Here is a 16251-nt window from a genome sequence, read left to right as displayed (position 1 = left end):
AGCGGACCATTCTGGCCGGGGCGTCATACCACGGTTCGGGGTTGCGGGCCGTACCACGGTATGACGCGCCCGCCCCCTTTCAGCCGGCGCACGGCCGGCCCGCCCCCGCCCGCCCCTAGAGCTCCGCCAGCAACTCGGCCTTCTTCGCGCTGAACTCGTCATCCGTCAGCAGCCCCGCGCCGTGCAGCTCGCCGAGATGCCGTATCCGGTCCGCGATATCGGCCGGGTCCCGGCGGGCATCCCCGGCGCGGCGCACCGGCTCGCGTTCCCGCGCGGCCGTCGCCGGCTCCGCGGCCCGTACGGCCTGGAGCACCGAGGCCGCGAACGGCAGCGACTCATGGACCGGGCCGTAGCCCAGCCCGAAGACCACGGCGGCCGGATCCTGGTCCGCCGCGCCCGCCCCCGGCTCGCGCGCCCCGCGCTCCAGCAGCCGCAGATGGCCGTTGAAGATCTCCGGCGAACGCCACTCGACCCCGGCCAGCTCGCCGACCGTGAAGCTCTGGTCGCCGCACTTCCACTTCGCCGACGACGCACCCGTCCAGAACCAGCGGAAGGCGACCGCACTGCCGTCGAAGGACGCCTTGCCGTCGTACGCCTTGAAGTGCAGCGGAGGCTCCGGCGCGGCCACGAGATGGCGGTCGGCGGGCACCTTGGAATCGGGTCCCAGTGCGGCGCGCAGCTCGTCGGCGTAGTACTCGGCGAGCGTCGCGCGCTCGACCGGCAGCAGCAGCCGGTACGGGTCGGCGTCCTCCTTGAGTTGTCCGTCCGCCGCCTCCATCAAGGGGTCGGCGCCGTGCCGGGGCACGGCATGCAGCACCACCGTGCCGCGTCTGCCCTCGGACAGCTCGACGGACCTCAACGCCTCGTACGGAATGCGTCGCTCGCCGAGCGCCTGGAACAGCTTCGGCCTGCGGATCCCCCGTTCGAAGCGGATGAGTACGGAGTCCGTGTCGAACTCCCAGACGGCGTGAAAACCGGCCAGAACATCACCCATGCGGTTCATCGTATGTGGGCGGTTGCCCGCCCGTCCCCCTTCCGGACACCTTGCGCCACCCGCGTCAGGAGCATCCCGGTTACCGGAACTGTGGCGTCCGGCCCTCAGGCCAGGTCGGCGCTGCAGTGCGGGTCGGTGACCGCGCAGTCCACCGAGGTGAGCGCGCCGACCCCGACGAGCGCGAAGTTGTGCAGGCTCTGGGTACCGGGCGCGAAATAGCCCGTGTGCCCCTGGGCGCCCTGGGCGGACAGGATCCGGGCCCCGAAGGACGGCTCGACCGGGTCGGCACCGTGGCCGAGCCCGCCGAGCTCCAGATTGGGCACGTCCTGGATCCAGTCGTCGGCGTCCCGCATCGCCCAGACCCGGGCGTGCGTGCCGAGCCCGGAAAGGCTCTCGGCCCGCATTCCGGGGCTGCCGGCCACCGCGATGTCCTCGACGTTGGACGGCAGATCACGGGCGGCGACGCCGCACACCACGGACCCGTAGCTGTGGCAGAACAGCGAGACGGGGGCGGCGGGCGGCAGTGACTCGGTGAGCGCGCGCAGTCGGACCGCGCCGGCCCCGGCGAGCTGCCCGGTGGCGGCCTCGACGCCCAGTCCGGCCGGTGAGGTGTAGTCGGCCCAGGCGATCACTGCCGTACGGGCGTCCGGGCGGGCCTTGCGCTCGGCCTTGTACAGGGACCGCGCCATGCCCACGGGCGCGGTGAGCGCCTTCGCGGTGCGCTCGAACGTCGACAGGTTGGTGTCCACACCCGGCACCACCACGGAGACCCGGCGGGCCTTCGCGAGGTTGCCGAAGACCTCCGCCGCCCGCCCGTCACCGGCCGGGTCGAAGGCCAGGATCTGCCGGCCGCGGCTCATCATCGACTCGAGGCGGTGCATCAGCCTGCCTGCCGTCTGGCGGCCGACGGGCGTGAGCCGTTTATCGGTCATGCGGCGCTTCGCGATGGCGCGGGCGTCGTCGATCGCCATCCGGTTGGCCCGGTAGCGCAGCTTGACCGGCGCGCCGCCCAAGTTGCCGACGACCAGCGGGTACCGGGACGCGAGCCGCTGCTCTTCGGGCCGGTCGAGCTTGGCGAAGAAGGCCCGGACGGTGGCCGGGGCGGCCATGGGGTCGGGCAGCGGCCGCCCGTGGAAGGTGGCGTGCTGCCAGGCGGTTCTGGCGGTGGCCAGGGGATTGGCGTCCTCCTTGGTGCCTCTGATGGCCGTCCAGCCGGTCAGTGCAAGCATCACGAACACCACCACCAGGGCGAGTGCGGCGCGCCAGGCGGTGGACTGCAGGAAACCGAAGGAGGGGCTGAGGCCCGGGAAGGAATTCACCGCGAGCCACCCTAGGAGACGGAAGAGGGTACCTGCTGGGCTGGTGATCCATATCACGTTTCGCGGCGGGTATTTCGACCAAACCGGACAGCGGGCATCGAATGCCGGTGCTCAGCCGTGCAGACCTGGGCACATCGCGCCACGGAGCGGTCCCGCCAAGGCCGTCGCCCGCCCTCGGCGCGTGAGGAAGGTCACCGGCTTCTTCGCCCCGTTTTTACCGGATTCGCCAGTCGTCGTCGATGGCCGGCCCGATGTGATCCAAGTAGGACTTCGTCAGCTCGCGGATGGACGCCACGCTGCAGTCCTGGCCCTCGCCCCAGACCTTCCCGGCCACCCGCATCACGCCGCAGAACGCCGCGACCACCACCCTGGGCCGCGGATCGGTGTCCACGTCCAGCCCCTCGCGCCCGGCGATCAGTCGCGCTATCTGCTCCTCCAGGTCGGACGAGCGCCGCAGATGCGCGGCGACCAGCGCCGGCGTCGACTCGATCATCCGGTACGAGCGCATGTGCAGCTCCACCGGGACCACCGATTCGATCGCGCTCCCGATCTCGTCCCAGGCGACCATCACCGCGTTGCGCAGCGCGGTCAACGGGGCCTCGCCGGCGGGCCGTTCGTTCAGCTCCGCAAGGAAGCGGGCCTCGACCATCTCCTGGACGGCGAAGACGACCTCTTCCTTGTTGGCGAAGTAGCGGAAGTAGGTCCGCTGGGAGACGTTCACCGCCTCCGCGATCTCGTCGATCGTCGTCGTCTCGTACCCCTGCTCCGTGAACAGCTCCAGCGCAGCCCGGATCAGGGCGTCGCGGGTGCGCTGCTTCTTGCGTTCGCGCAGCCCGCAGGGGGATGCCGCCTGCGGCGTCGGGGTCGCCATCCTGCGCCGCCTCTCCACGGTTTTCTCGCTGATCAGGATACCTGTGAGCTAAATGACAGTTACCGACTGATGATTTGCTTTGTCAACTGTCAGTGGCTGACATTAGCCTCGCGGTATGAGTTCTCAGACCCCGGTTGCCGACGCCGCGCCGGAACTTCCCGTACCGGAGCCCCCGAAGGGGTTGCGTGGCCATCCGTGGCTGACCCTCTTCTCCGTGGCCATCGGCGTCATGATGGTGGCCCTGGACGGCACCATCGTCGCCATCGCCAACCCCGCCATCAAGAACGACCTGGGCGCGTCGCTCGCCGACGTCCAGTGGATAACCAACGGCTACATGCTCGCGCTGGCCGTCTCGCTGATCACGGCGGGCAAGCTCGGCGACCGCTTCGGCCACCGCCAGACGTTCCTCATAGGCATCGTCGGCTTCGCCGCCGCCTCTGGTGCCATCGGGTTCTCCAGCGAGGTCACGCTGGTCATCGTCTTCCGGGTGCTGCAGGGTCTCTTCGGCGCCCTGCTGATGCCCGCCGCGCTCGGACTGCTGCGCGCCACCTTCCCGGCCGAGAAACTCAACATGGCCATCGGCATCTGGGGCATGGTCATCGGCGCCTCCACCGCCGGCGGCCCGATAGTCGGCGGGCTGCTGGTCGAGCGCATCAACTGGCAGTCGGTGTTCTTCATCAACGTCCCCGTGGGCATCCTGGCGCTGGTGCTCGGCCTGGTGATCCTCAAGGACCACCGCGCGCAGAACGCCCCCCGCTCCTTCGACATCCCGGGCATCGTGCTGCTCTCCGGCGCGATGTTCTGCCTCATCTGGCCGCTGATCAAGGCCTCGGAGTGGGGCTGGGGCGACATGAAGACCTGGGGCTTCCTGATCGGCGCGGTCGTCCTCTTCGCGCTCTTCGCCGTCCTGGAGACCAAGGTCCGCGAGCCGCTCATCCCGCTGCGGATGTTCCGCTCGGTGCCGCTGACCGCCGGCACGGTCCTGATGGTCCTGATGGCCTTCGCCTTCATGGGCGGCCTGTTCTTCGTGACGTTCTACCTCCAGAACGTGCACGGCATGAGCCCCGTCGACAGCGGTCTGCACCTCCTGCCGCTCACCGGCATGATGATCGTCGGCTCGCCGCTCGCCGGCGCCCTGATCACCAAGTTCGGCCCGCGGGTCCCGCTGGTGGGCGGCATGGTCCTCACCGCCGTGGCCATGTACGGCATGTCCGGCCTGGACACCACCACCGGCACCGGCCCGATGTCCGTCTGGTTCGCGCTGCTCGGCCTGGGCCTCGCGCCCGTCATGGTCGGCGCCACCGAGGTCATCGTCGGCAACGCCCCGCTGGAGCTCTCCGGCGTCGCCGGCGGTCTCCAGCAGGCCGCGATGCAGGTCGGCGGCAGCCTTGGTACGGCCGTGCTCGGCGCGGTGATGGCCTCCCGCGTCGACAACGACCTCCCGGGCAACTGGCAGTCGGCCGGCCTCCCGCCGGTCCCGCCCGCAAAGGCGTCTCAGCTGTCCGACGCCGTCTCCGCAGGCATCGCGCCGGTGCCGAAGGGCACCCCGCCGGAGATCGCCCAGAAGATCACCTCCGTCGCCCACGACACCTTCGTCTCGGGTATGGGCCTGGCCTTCACCGTCGCCTGCGGTGTGGCGATCGTCGCGGCCGTCGTCGCCACCTTCACCAAGCGCGGCGCGAACGCCGAGGCGGGCGCGGGCGTCGGCCACATCTGACCCGCGGGTCCGCAGGGGCGGACCACCGTGCGGCACCCAGCAGCACCCAGCAGCAGCCGGCGCGCGGCCGGTCGAGGCACTCCCTCGGCCCGCCGCGCGCCGTTGCGTTCACCACCGGAAGTCAACGCGGCTCGTCAACCAGCCGCTCCGGCTCGCCTCCCGGCCCATCCGCCGTGCGCCCGGCGGCAGTTGGACTCCTGTGGCGAGGCGAATCCCTCATCCGGATGAGCCGTCACGGGAACCGGCCGCCCGGGAACGGCCTTCCCGGAGCGGCCCGCACCCAGCGGCATCGGCAGGCCATGGGAGGAACGGTTTCCGCACACCGCCCGCGCTGCACCGCCCGCGTCAACACCGCGCACCGGCGCCCCGCTCCGCGCCGTTCCGGTGATCCCCATACCTGATCCGGGTGGGAGCGCCGCCACGGCCTTGGCAGCCGCGCCGCGCCCTCGCGAAGCTCGATGACGAACCCGCCACGGGCAACCGGCCCGCTGCGGGACGCCATCATCGAACTTCACGGGGGAGAGATTCCTGTGCGCCTGCGTCCGATTCCGTCCCACACCACCGCGCTTCTCACCGGCCTCACCGCACTTGCCGCCGCACTCGCCGTCCCACCCGCTCTCGGGACCCCGGCCGCGCACGCGGCCGCCGGCGGCCGCACCGCCGCCGCCTCGGGCGAGTGCGCAGCGGGCCAGTTGTGCGTCTGGCCTCAGGCGGACTTCGGCGGCGAACGGCGGACCTACGAGCTCTCCGACACCGACATCGAGAGCTGCGTCCCGCTGCCCAAGGGAAGCGGCGCCGCCGCGTTCGCCAACCGCACCGGCCGGCCGGTCACCACGTACCAGAGCGCGGAGTGCGCCGAGACCGCAGAGTTCGACACCTACCCGGGCGGCGGCAGCTGGGTGCCCCGGTCCCCGTACCAGGTACGGGCGTTCAAGGTCTGGGAACGGTGAGGCCGGATGCGCGACGCCCCCGGCAGCGGGGCGCTGTCGGGGGCGTCGTCCGTGCGATGCGGTCCGGTCGGGCGTTACGCGTCGCCGCCGGCCTCGCCCGCCTCGGCGGCCGTGACGTCCAGGAGCTGGTAACGGTCGATCGCCTGCTTCAGCAGCGAGCGGTCGATCTTGCCCTCCCTGGCGAGCTCGGTGAGCACGCCGAGGACGATCGACTGCGCGTCGATGTGGAAGAAGCGACGGGCCGCGCCGCGGGTGTCCGCGAAGCCGAAGCCGTCGGCGCCCAGCGACTGGTACGTGCCCGGAACCCAGCGCGCGATCTGGTCCGGAACGGAACGCATCCAGTCCGAGACCGCCACCTTCGGGCCCTCGGCACCCTGGAGCTTCTGCGTCACATACGGGACGCGCTGCTCCTCCTCCGGGTGGAGCAGGTTGTGCTCCTCGATCTCGACGGCCTCGCGGCGCAGCTCGTTCCAGGAGGTCGCCGACCAGACGTCCGCCTTGACGTTCCACTCGTCCGCGAGGATCTGCTGCGCCTCGATGGCCCACGGCACCGCCACACCCGAGGCGAGGATCTGGGCGGCGTGCCCGCCCTTCTCGCCCGCCGCGACGCGGTGCAGACCCTTCAGGATGCCCTCGACGTCGGCATCGGCCGGCTCCGCCGGGTGCTGGATCGGCTCGTTGTAGACGGTGAGGTAGTAGAAGATGTCCTCGGAGTTCTCCCCGTACATCCTGCGCAGACCGTCCTTGACGATGTGCGCGATCTCGTAGCCGTAGGCCGGGTCGTAGGAGACACAGGCCGGGTTGGTCGACGCCAGCAGCTGGGAGTGGCCGTCGGCGTGCTGCAGGCCCTCACCGGTCAGCGTCGTACGGCCGGCCGTCGCACCGAGCACAAAGCCGCGCGCGAGCTGGTCGGCCATCTGCCAGAACTGGTCGCCGGTCCGCTGGAAACCGAACATCGAGTAGAAGACATAGACCGGGATCAGCGGCTCGCCGTGCGTCGCATAGGCCGAGCCCGCCGCGATCAGCGAGGCCGTGCAGCCCGCCTCCGTGATGCCGTCGTGCAGCATCTGGCCGGTCGGCGACTCCTTGTAGGCCAGGAGCAGTTCGCGGTCCACGGACTCGTACTGCTGGCCCAGCGGGTTGTAGATCTTGGCCGACGGGAAGAACGCGTCCATGCCGAAGGTGCGGTACTCGTCGGGCGCGATCGGCACGAAGCGCTTGCCGATCTCCTTGTCCCGCATCAGGTCCTTCAGGACCCGGACGAACGCCATGGTCGTGGCGATCTTCTGCTGCCCCGAGCCCTTCTTGGCCGTCGCATATGCCTTGTCGTCCGGCAGCTGCAGCGGCTTGGCGCGCACGACACGGGTCGGTACGTAGCCGCCCAGCGCGCTGCGGCGGTCGTGCATGTACTGGATCTCTTCGGACTTCGGGCCCGGGTGGTAGTACGGCGGCAGGCCGTCCTCCAGGTCCTTGTCCGGGATCGGCAGGTGCAGCCGGTCGCGGAAGCCCTTGAGGTCGTCGACCGTGAGCTTCTTCATCTGGTGGGTCGCGTTGCGGCCCTCGAAGTTCGGACCGAGCGTCCAGCCCTTGACGGTCTGCGCGAGGATCACCGTCGGCTGGCCCTTGTGGGCCTTGGCCGCCGCATACGCCGCGTAGATCTTCTTGTGGTCGTGACCACCGCGGCCCAGGTGCAGGATCTGGTCGTCGGTCATGTTCTCGACCATCGCGCGCAGCCGCTGGTCGTCACCGAAGAAGTGCTGGCGGATGTAGGCGCCGGTCTCGGTGGCGTACGTCTGGAACTGGCCGTCCGGCGTGCTGTTGAGCTTGTTGACCAGGATGCCGTCGCGGTCCTGCGCGAGCAGCGGGTCCCAGCTGCGGTCCCACACGAGCTTGATGACGTTCCAGCCGGCGCCGCGGAACTGCGACTCCAGCTCCTGCATGATCTTGCCGTTGCCGCGGACCGGGCCGTCCAGGCGCTGCAGGTTGCAGTTGACGACGAAGGTCAGGTTGTCCAGGCCCTCGCGGGCGGCGATGGACAGCTGGCCGAGCGACTCGGGCTCGTCCATCTCGCCGTCGCCGAGGTAGGCCCACACATGCGAGTCGGAGGTGTCGGCGATGCCGCGCGCCTGCATGTAGCGGTTCATCCGGGCCTGGTAGATCGCGCCGAGGGGGCCAAGGCCCATCGAGACGGTCGGGAACTCCCAGAAGTCCGGCATCAGCCGCGGGTGCGGGTAGCTGGAGAGACCGTTGGGGGCCTTGGACTTCTCCTGGCGGAAGGCGTCGAGCTGCGTCGCGGTGAGCCGGTCCAGAAGGTAGGCGCGGGCATACACACCGGGGGAGGCGTGGCCCTGGAAGAAGATCTGGTCGCCGCCCTTGCCGTCGTCCTTGCCCCGGAAGAAGTGGTTGAAGCCCACGTCGTAGAGGGAGGCGGAGGAGGCGAACGTGGCGATGTGGCCGCCGACACCGATCCCCGGGCGCTGGGCACGGGAGACCATGACGGCCGCGTTCCACCGGGTCGCGTTCAGGACCTTGCGCTCGATCTCCTCGTTGCCCGGGAAGAACGGCTCGTCCTTGGTCGCGATGGTGTTGACGTAGTCCGTGCTGCGCATCTCGGGCACGGCCACACGCTTCTCGCGGGCCCGCTCGATCAGCCGGAGCATGAGGTAGCGGGCACGTTCCCGGCCTCGCTCATCGACGGCTGCGTCGAGCGAGTCGAGCCATTCCTGGGTCTCTTCTGGATCGAAGTCCGGGACCTGGCTGGGAAGGCCGCCAATGATGATCGGGTTTCGATCGGATCCGGAAGCCACGCTGTTCCTTCGGTGTTCGGTTCGTGTCGTGCTCGGCACGCTATTGATGCTGCGCACGCGGACGAATGCTGTCTCTGCCTTGTGTCGCGCCGTCTTCCATCGTGTACCGAGTCACTGGGATACGTCATCTCTACCGTTGGGTAACCACCGGTTGAGAGATGGGCGCGGAATGGGCCGATTCTCAGGTCGGCCAAATCGCAACCATACGCCCATGTCGAAAGTGCCTTGCGTACGACCGTGCGGCTCCCGAATCCGTGAGCCCGGCGGGCGCCGGGCGCCCCCGATGGACCAGTCACGCGCGACTACCCGATAAACCCGCCAGAACGCTGTGGTGTGAATCACTTCAGGCTGTCCTGATGGGGTCGTGGTTGCGGTGAGACGCGTCCAATCGTCACCGTTTCGGCGGTCTCGGCCGCCGGGTACTTGCGCGATCCGCCCGGCCCGTGTGGACTACGCCCAAAGCTCCGCGCACGCGTGGGGTCCCAAAAATTTCCGAAACATGACTGGAGGCAATCCGTGAGCGCGACCGCGGACCACGCGGAGGAGCGGACCAACCTGGCCGTCAGGCTGGGGTTCGAGCCCGGACAGGTGGTCCAGGAGATCGGCTACGACGATGACGTCGAGCAGGAGCTCCGTGAAGCCATTGAGGCCGTGATCGGCCAGGAGATCGTTGACGAGGACTACGACGACGTTGCCGACGTCGTCGTGCTGTGGTTCCGCGATGACGACGGCGACCTCACGGACGCGCTGGTGGATGCCATCGGGCTGATCGACGAGGGCGGCGAGATCTGGTTGATGACGCCCAAGACCGGCCGCGACGGCTATATCGAGCCCAGCGACATCAATGAGGCCGCGCAGACCGCGGGTCTGTCCCAGACCAGGAGCATCAACGCGGGCAAGGACTGGACCGGCAGCCGACTGGTCACGCCGAAGGCGGCGAAGTCCGGCAAGCGCTGATCCGCACCATCTCGACGTTCCACACCGAGCCCTCTCCGGCCTGTTCCGGAGGGGGCTCGGCGCTGTTCAGGAGCGGTTTTCGGGGCGTTCGGCCCGGCGCGTAGGCTTGGGCGCGTCCAGTTGTGCGTGAGCGGAAGGGAAGCAACCCCCATGGCGATCGAGGTCGGCACGAAGGCTCCGGATTTCGAGCTGAAGAACCAGCACGGCGAGTTGGTCAAGCTCTCCGACTTCCGCGGCGAGAAGGCCGTCGTCCTCCTCTTCTACCCCTTCGCCTTCACCGGTGTGTGCACCGGTGAGCTGTGCGCGCTCCGCGACGAGCTCCCCAAGTTCGCCAACGACGATGTCCAGCTGCTGGCCGTCTCCAACGACTCCCCGTTCTCGCTCCGCGTCTTCGCCGAGCAGGAGGGTCTGGAGTACCCGCTGCTGTCGGACTTCTGGCCGCACGGCGAGGCCTCGCGGGCGTACGGCGTCTTCGACGAGGAGAAGGGCTGCGCGGTGCGCGGCACCTTCGTCATCGACAAGGAGGGCGTGGTGCGCTGGACGGTCGTCAACGGCCTGCCCGACGCCCGCGACCTGAACGACTACCTCAAGGCGCTCGACGCCCTCTGAGCCACTTCTCCGGGCCCCTGCGGGCGCCCGCCCGACCGGCATCCGTGTGCATCCGAGTGCGATATCTGTAATCGGTGGGAACCGGTCACTAGGATCAATTCGTTGATCCGATGCCATGCACGATGGGGGCGCAAAACTTTACGTACCCCTCGAATCTATGGGAGGACTCGTGGGAGTCAGCCTCAGCAAGGGCGGCAACGTCTCGCTGACGAAGGAAGCCCCCAATCTGACCGCCGTCCTCGTCGGTCTGGGCTGGGATGCACGTACCACCACCGGTACGGACTTCGACCTCGATGCCAGCGCCCTGCTGACCAACGACCAGGGCAAGGTCGGCAACGACCAGAACTTCGTGTTCTTCAACAACCTGAAGAGCCCGGACGGTTCGGTCGAGCACACCGGTGACAACACCACCGGTGAGGGCGAGGGCGACGACGAAGCGATCAAGGTGAACCTCGCCGGGGTGCCGGCCGATGTCCACAAGATCGTGTTCCCGGTGTCGATCTACGACGCCGAGACCCGTCAGCAGAGCTTCGGCCAGGTCCGCAACGCCTACATCCGCGTCGTCAACCAGGCCGACGGCAATGAGCTGGCGCGCTACGACCTCAGCGAGGACGCCTCGACCGAGACCGCCATGGTCTTCGGCGAGCTGTACCGCAACGGCGCGGAGTGGAAGTTCCGTGCCATCGGTCAGGGCTACGCCTCGGGCCTGCGCGGCATCGCGCAGGACTTCGGCGTCAACGTCTGAGCGAGCACATTTGCCGCGTCCGGCGCCGTACACCCCATCCGGGGAGTGCGGCGCCGGGCCTGCTTGAAAAGGGACGCGGGCCGGGCGTGAGCGCGGCCCGCACCAACACAGGGGAGGAAGCGAACATCATGGGCGTCACGCTCGCCAAGGGGGGCAACGTCTCCCTGTCCAAGGCCGCGCCGAATCTTTCGCAGATCATGGTCGGCCTCGGCTGGGACGCGCGCTCCACCACCGGAGCGCCGTTCGACCTCGACGCCAGCGCGCTGCTGTGCCAGTCGGGTCGGGTGCTGGGGGACGAGTACTTCGTCTTCTACAACAACCTCAAGAGTCCCGAGGGCTCCGTCGAGCACACCGGTGACAACCTCACCGGCGACGGGGAGGGCGACGACGAGTCGATCCTCATCGACCTCACCGGGGTGCCCGAGCAGGTCGACAAGATCATTTTCCCGGTCTCCATTCATGAAGCCGAGCTGCGCGGCCAGAGCTTTGGCCAGGTCAGCAATGCTTTCATCCGCATCGTCAATCAGGCCGACGGCAGCGAACTCGCCCGCTACGACCTGAGCGAGGACGCCGCCGGCGAAACCGCGATGATCTTCGGCGAGGTCTACCGCTACAACGACGAATGGAAGTTCCGGGCCGTGGGGCAGGGGTACGCGTCGGGCCTGCGAGGCATCGCTCTAGACTTCGGGGTCAACGTTTCGTAAAGCACCGCGCGCTGCGCGCGGGGGACCCACACAACGAGGGATTGGGTAGGCAGTGCTCCTGAAAACCTTCGGCTGGTCGTTCGCCATTACGGCGCTCGGCCTTGCCTTGGCGGGCAGTCTCTGGGGGTGGCAGGGGCTCGCAATTGTCGGGATCCTGTCCATCCTGGAGATCTCGGTCTCGTTCGACAACGCCGTCATCAACGCAGGCATCCTGCGCAAGATGAACGCCTTCTGGCAGAAGATCTTCCTGACCGTCGGCATCCTGGTCGCGGTATTCGGCATGCGGCTGGTCTTCCCGGTCGTGATCGTCGCGGTCACCGCGAAACTGGGGCCGATCGAGGCGGTCAAACTCGCCATCAATGACAAGGCGCATTACCAGGAACTGGTCACCGGCGCCCATCCGGCCATCGCGGCCTTCGGCGGGATGTTCCTGCTGATGATCTTCCTCGACTTCATCTTCGAGGAGCGCGACTACAAGTGGCTGTCGTGGATCGAGAAGCCCATGGCCAAGATGGGCAAGCTCGACATGCTGTCCGTCATCATCGCGCTGGTCGTCCTGCTCGTGAGCGCGATGACGGTGGCCACCGACGTCGCACACGGGGGCGGTGACAAGAGCGCCACGGTGCTGCTGTCCGGCGTCGCCGGCCTCATCACGTATCTCGTCGTCGGCGGCATCTCCGGCTACTTCGAGGACAAGCTGGAGGACGAGGACGAGGACGACGCGGAGGACGGCGAGACCGCCGCGCAGCCCGAGACGAAAAACGTCGGGACCGGCGCGGCCGTGGGCCTGGCCGGCAAGGCCGCGTTCTTCTTGTTCCTCTACCTCGAGGTCATCGACGCGTCCTTCTCCTTCGACGGCGTCATCGGCGCGTTCGCCATCACCAACGACATCTTCATGATGGCGCTGGGTCTGGGCATCGGCGCGATGTACATCCGGTCGCTGACGGTGTTCCTGGTCCGCAAGGGGACCCTGGAGGACTACGTCTACCTGGAGCACGGCGCGCACTACGCGATCGGTGCGCTGGCGGTCATCCTGCTCATCACGATCAAGTACGAGATCAGCGAGGTCATCACCGGCCTGGTCGGCGTCGTACTGATCGGCCTTTCCTTCGCCTCGTCCGTGCTGCGGAACAAGCGCGAGGGCAAGCCGGGTGACGAAGAGGGGGCCAGGTCGGAGGTCACGTCCGGAGTGTGACGCGGCTCTGATTGAGGAACGCTCTCTGCGGGGCGGCCATGGGGTGCAGACCTCGGGGCCGCCCCGCGGTAATTGGGGTCGAGCAGTGGGGTGGGCAAAATGTCGTTCCTGGGGAACTGGTGGCGTGGCGGGGCGCCGAAATACGCATTCGACAGCGGTGGAGCGTCGTATGTCGTCGAACTGACGAAGCGGAACCCGGTCGTCTCCCTGAGCAAGCAGGGGGCGGCCAGCGGGCATCTGCGGGTCAATCTGCACTGGCAGATGCGGACATCGGACCTCGGCGAGCGGGGCGGTCAGCGCGCGGGCGGTCTGCTGCGACACCCTGGCCGGCTGTTCAAGCCCGAGGTCGTGCAGGCGCAGGGGCCGGCCGTGGTCAAGATCGACCTGGATCTGGCCTGTATGTACGAGCTCAAGGACGGCACCAAGGGCGTGGTGCAGCCGCTCGGCAACTTCCTGGGCGAGCTCAATGCCCCGCCGTATGTGCAGCTCAGCGGCGACGACCGGTTCGGCTCGCCGTCCGGCGAGACGCTGTACATCAACATGGACCACCGCGACGAGATCAAGCGGCTGCTGATCTTCGTCTACATCTACGACGGAACACCCGCCTTCGACCGCACGCACGCCGTTGTCACGCTCTATCCGAGCACCGGGCCGCGGATGGAGATCAAGCTCGACGAGCGGGCGCCACAGGCCCGTTCCTGCGCCATCTTCACGCTCGAGAACACCAAGGGCGAGCTGACGGTGCGCCGCGAGGTGAAGTACGTCTACGGCTTCCAGGCGGAGCTCGACCGGCTGTACGGCTGGGGCCTCCAGTGGGGGCGGGGGTACAAGTCGAAGGTCTGACGCCCTGACGGTGCGTGCCGCCGGCCGCCGTCCTACCGGCGTTGGAACTGCGGGCCCTGCGGCGGCAGGACAAACGACGGGTCCGGCACAAACGGCTGCTGCTGCGTCGGATAGCCGTACGCCGGGGCAGACTGCTGCTGGGGCGCTTGAGGATAGCCGTACGCGGACGGCGGCTGCTGCGGCTGGTACTGGGGCTGCTGCGGCGGCGGGCCCGGGTAGCCGTACGAGGGCTGGGCCGGAGGCTGCGCCGGCGGTGGCGGAACGCTCTGCCGAGCGCCGTAACCGCCACCGGTGGGCTGCTGCGGCGGCACCGCAGGGGCAGGTGGCGGCGGGGCCGATGAGTACGGCTCCGGCGCCGGGTCCGGCATGTGCTGGGTGACGGCATCGGGGTCCGGCACCGAAGACGGGGCGGTCGCCTCCTCGGGCCAGGCGCTGGGCGGCGGGCTCACCGGGGCAGCAGGGCCGGCGGACGGGGCGGGCGCGGGCGGCGCGGCGGCTTCGGGGCCCGCCGTGGGTGCCGAAGCGGGGGGTGTCGAGGCGGGGGTGGCCGAGGCCTCCGGGGCCGGTGCCGCCGCAGACCCGGAGCCCGTGGAGCCGTTCTCCTCCACCGAGATCCCGAACTCGGTCGCCAGGCCCACCAGTCCGCTCTCGTAGCCCTGGCCCAGCGCGCGGAACTTCCAACTCTCGGCGCGGCGGTAGATCTCCCCGCAGATCAGTGCCGTCTCGTCGCCCGTGTCCGGCACTACGTCGAACACCGCGATCGGGTCGCCGTCGCTCGTCACGGCGTCGTACAGCATGACGCGTAGATCCGGTACGAGCCCGAACGCGCCGCCGTCCGACGACGCGGTCAGCACCACCCGGTCCACGGACGGGTCCAGTGCGGCCAGATCCGCCTCGATGGTCTCGGTCAGACCGTCGGCGAGGCGGGTCCTGGGCAGGTGCCGGACGAGGCCGCTGGGGTGCCGTGGCTGGTTGTAGAAGACGAAGTCCTCGTCGGAGCGCACGTGTCCCTCGGGCCCCACCAGCAGGGCCGAGGCATCGACATCGGGTACACCGGCGCCGGGCGTCCAGCGCAGGACGGCCCGGACAGCCGTGGCATCGAGGGGTACGTTCGACCCTTTCAGCATCGCGTGCGTCATGCCGCAATCCTGCCTTCCCGGAGGTCGCAGGGACAACGCGGGGGCCTGCCGGACGTGGGCGCGTCGCGTACACGGACACCTCGTCGCCGCATGTGGGATACGAGATTTTCACGCACGGGGGAACTAACGGCACTCCACCACACGTACGATTACCGGCTGGATCCAGACAGCGAGACGCAGCGGGGGTGCAGTGTCCCGCCTGTAGACGGGGAGTTGTATGCGGCACTTTGGGCACCTTGCGCCCGACATCCGGAAGGCATTGTTCCACCAGGAGCCAGGGGAATTCACTGCCGAATCCCCGGCCCGCACGCTCGCGGTCGCCCTCGGCGCCACGCTCTACAGCCCCGCAACCCGCCCGCGGCTTTCTGCCGACATCCTCAAGCAGGCCGACCGGGGCGTGATGTCCATGGTGCTGTGCCTTGAGGACTCCATAGGGGACGGGGACGTGGAGGCCGGCGAAGAGAACCTCGTGCGGCAGTTCGCCCTTCTGGACGAGGCGGCAACCGCGGGCACGGAGCTGCCGCTGCTCTTCATCCGCGTCCGCGAGCCCGGTCAAATACCGGATCTGGTGCGCCGGATGGGGCCCACGGTGCGCCGGCTGTCGGGATTCGTCCTGCCGAAGTTCACGGCGGAGCGCGGGGTGCCCTTCCTGGAGGCGCTGACTGCGGCCGAGTCGGCCTGCGGCCGGCGACTGTTCGCGATGCCGGTGCTCGAATCCCCGCAGCTGCTGCATCTGGAAAGCCGCGCCGAGACCCTCCAGGGGATCGCCGAAACCGTCGACAAGTACCGCGACCGCGTGCTCGCCCTGCGGCTCGGCGTCACGGACTTCTGCTCCGCCTACGGGCTGCGCAGGGCCCCCGACATGACGGCCTATGACGTCCACATCGTCGCTTCCGTGATCGCCGATGTGGTGAACGTGCTGGGCCGGGCGGACGGCACCGGCTTCACGGTCACCGGCCCTGTGTGGGAGTACTTCCGGCTGCACGAGCGGATGTTCAAGCCGCAGCTGCGTCGTAGCCCGTTCCTCGGCCGGGCCGAGGAGCTGCGCACGGCACTGATCGAGCACGACATGGACGGCCTGCTGCGCGAGATCGAACTGGACCGGGCGAACGGGCTGCAGGGCAAGACCTGCATCCACCCCTCCCATGTCGCGCCGGTGCACGCCCTCTCGGTCGTCAGCCACGAGGAGTTCAGCGACGCGGCGGACATCCTGCGGCCCGAACGCTGCGACGGCGGGGTCCTGCGCTCCGCCTACACGAACAAGATGAACGAGGTGAAGCCGCACCGCGCCTGGGCAGAGCGCACCCTGCTGCGCGCCGAGGCGTTCGGCGTCGCCCGCGAGGGCATCGGGTTCGTGGAACTGCTGACCGCAAGCCTTCCGCAGAACTGAGATCCGGTGAA

Annotated in this window: 14 protein-coding genes; 9 read left to right on the top strand and 5 right to left on the bottom strand. The window is 68.9% G+C overall.

What is annotated here, in order from left to right:
- Positions 1-115: 115 nt before the first annotated feature.
- The 3 genes from AB0D04_RS15170 to AB0D04_RS15160 form a co-directional block, all read right to left on the bottom strand.
- A complete protein-coding gene (locus AB0D04_RS15170) occupies positions 116-994 on the bottom strand; it encodes a DUF4429 domain-containing protein (protein ID WP_362702999.1) in 879 nt (292 codons plus the stop codon).
- Positions 995-1098: 104 nt separating this feature from the next.
- Positions 1099-2313: an alpha/beta hydrolase gene (locus AB0D04_RS15165; RefSeq protein ID WP_362702997.1), complete on the bottom strand. Its 1215-nt coding sequence runs from the start codon at positions 2311-2313 to the stop codon at positions 1099-1101.
- A gap of 214 nt (positions 2314-2527) precedes the next feature.
- Positions 2528-3184 carry a TetR/AcrR family transcriptional regulator gene (locus AB0D04_RS15160; RefSeq protein WP_362702996.1) on the bottom strand — a complete coding sequence of 219 codons (657 nt, stop codon included), beginning with the start codon at positions 3182-3184 and terminating at the stop codon, positions 2528-2530.
- Positions 3185-3299: 115 nt separating this feature from the next.
- Here AB0D04_RS15160 and AB0D04_RS15155 point away from each other — a divergent pair, with 115 nt between their 5' ends.
- A complete protein-coding gene (locus tag AB0D04_RS15155; protein ID WP_362702995.1) occupies positions 3300-4901 on the top strand; it encodes an MFS transporter in 1602 nt (533 codons plus the stop codon).
- A gap of 530 nt (positions 4902-5431) precedes the next feature.
- Positions 5432-5851 carry a peptidase inhibitor family I36 protein gene (locus tag AB0D04_RS15150; protein ID WP_362702993.1) on the top strand — a complete coding sequence of 140 codons (420 nt, stop codon included), beginning with the start codon at positions 5432-5434 and terminating at the stop codon, positions 5849-5851.
- 74 nt (positions 5852-5925) lie between these two features.
- Here the strand turns inward: AB0D04_RS15150 and aceE are convergent, their stop codons facing one another.
- Complete coding sequence (gene aceE / locus AB0D04_RS15145; protein WP_362702992.1) at positions 5926-8658, bottom strand: pyruvate dehydrogenase (acetyl-transferring), homodimeric type; 2733 nt, start codon at positions 8656-8658, stop codon at positions 5926-5928.
- A 516-nt stretch (positions 8659-9174) separates the two neighbouring features.
- Here aceE and AB0D04_RS15140 point away from each other — a divergent pair.
- From AB0D04_RS15140 to AB0D04_RS15115, 6 genes are all read left to right on the top strand, one after another.
- Positions 9175-9615, top strand: coding sequence for a DUF3052 domain-containing protein (locus tag AB0D04_RS15140; RefSeq protein WP_362702990.1), 441 nt, complete (start codon positions 9175-9177; stop codon positions 9613-9615).
- A 150-nt stretch (positions 9616-9765) separates the two neighbouring features.
- Complete coding sequence (locus AB0D04_RS15135; RefSeq protein WP_362702989.1) at positions 9766-10224, top strand: peroxiredoxin; 459 nt, start codon at positions 9766-9768, stop codon at positions 10222-10224.
- Between the two features lie 169 nt (positions 10225-10393).
- Positions 10394-10969 carry a TerD family protein gene (locus tag AB0D04_RS15130; protein ID WP_030068391.1) on the top strand — a complete coding sequence of 192 codons (576 nt, stop codon included), beginning with the start codon at positions 10394-10396 and terminating at the stop codon, positions 10967-10969.
- A 128-nt stretch (positions 10970-11097) separates the two neighbouring features.
- Complete coding sequence (locus tag AB0D04_RS15125) at positions 11098-11673, top strand: TerD family protein (RefSeq protein ID WP_362703046.1); 576 nt, start codon at positions 11098-11100, stop codon at positions 11671-11673.
- 52 nt (positions 11674-11725) lie between these two features.
- Positions 11726-12868 carry a DUF475 domain-containing protein gene (locus AB0D04_RS15120; RefSeq protein WP_362702988.1) on the top strand — a complete coding sequence of 381 codons (1143 nt, stop codon included), beginning with the start codon at positions 11726-11728 and terminating at the stop codon, positions 12866-12868.
- A 99-nt stretch (positions 12869-12967) separates the two neighbouring features.
- The gene (locus AB0D04_RS15115) at positions 12968-13711 is read left to right on the top strand and encodes a Tellurium resistance (RefSeq protein WP_362702987.1); all 744 of its coding nucleotides are present in this window, start codon (positions 12968-12970) and stop codon (positions 13709-13711) included.
- Between the two features lie 32 nt (positions 13712-13743).
- Here the strand turns inward: AB0D04_RS15115 and AB0D04_RS15110 are convergent, their stop codons facing one another.
- Positions 13744-14850 (bottom strand): TerD family protein, encoded by a 1107-nt coding sequence (locus tag AB0D04_RS15110; RefSeq protein ID WP_362702986.1) that lies wholly within the window; start codon positions 14848-14850, stop codon positions 13744-13746.
- Positions 14851-15067: 217 nt separating this feature from the next.
- On the opposite strand from AB0D04_RS15110, the gene AB0D04_RS15105 reads away from it, so the two are divergent.
- The gene (locus AB0D04_RS15105; RefSeq protein ID WP_362702985.1) at positions 15068-16240 is read left to right on the top strand and encodes an HpcH/HpaI aldolase/citrate lyase family protein; all 1173 of its coding nucleotides are present in this window, start codon (positions 15068-15070) and stop codon (positions 16238-16240) included.
- Positions 16241-16251 lie beyond the last annotated feature (11 nt).

The sequence above is a fragment of the Streptomyces sp. NPDC048483 genome (assembly GCF_040651455.1).
GTDB lineage: Bacteria > Actinomycetota > Actinomycetes > Streptomycetales > Streptomycetaceae > Streptomyces.
This window is presented reverse-complemented; position numbering and strand designations above follow the sequence as displayed.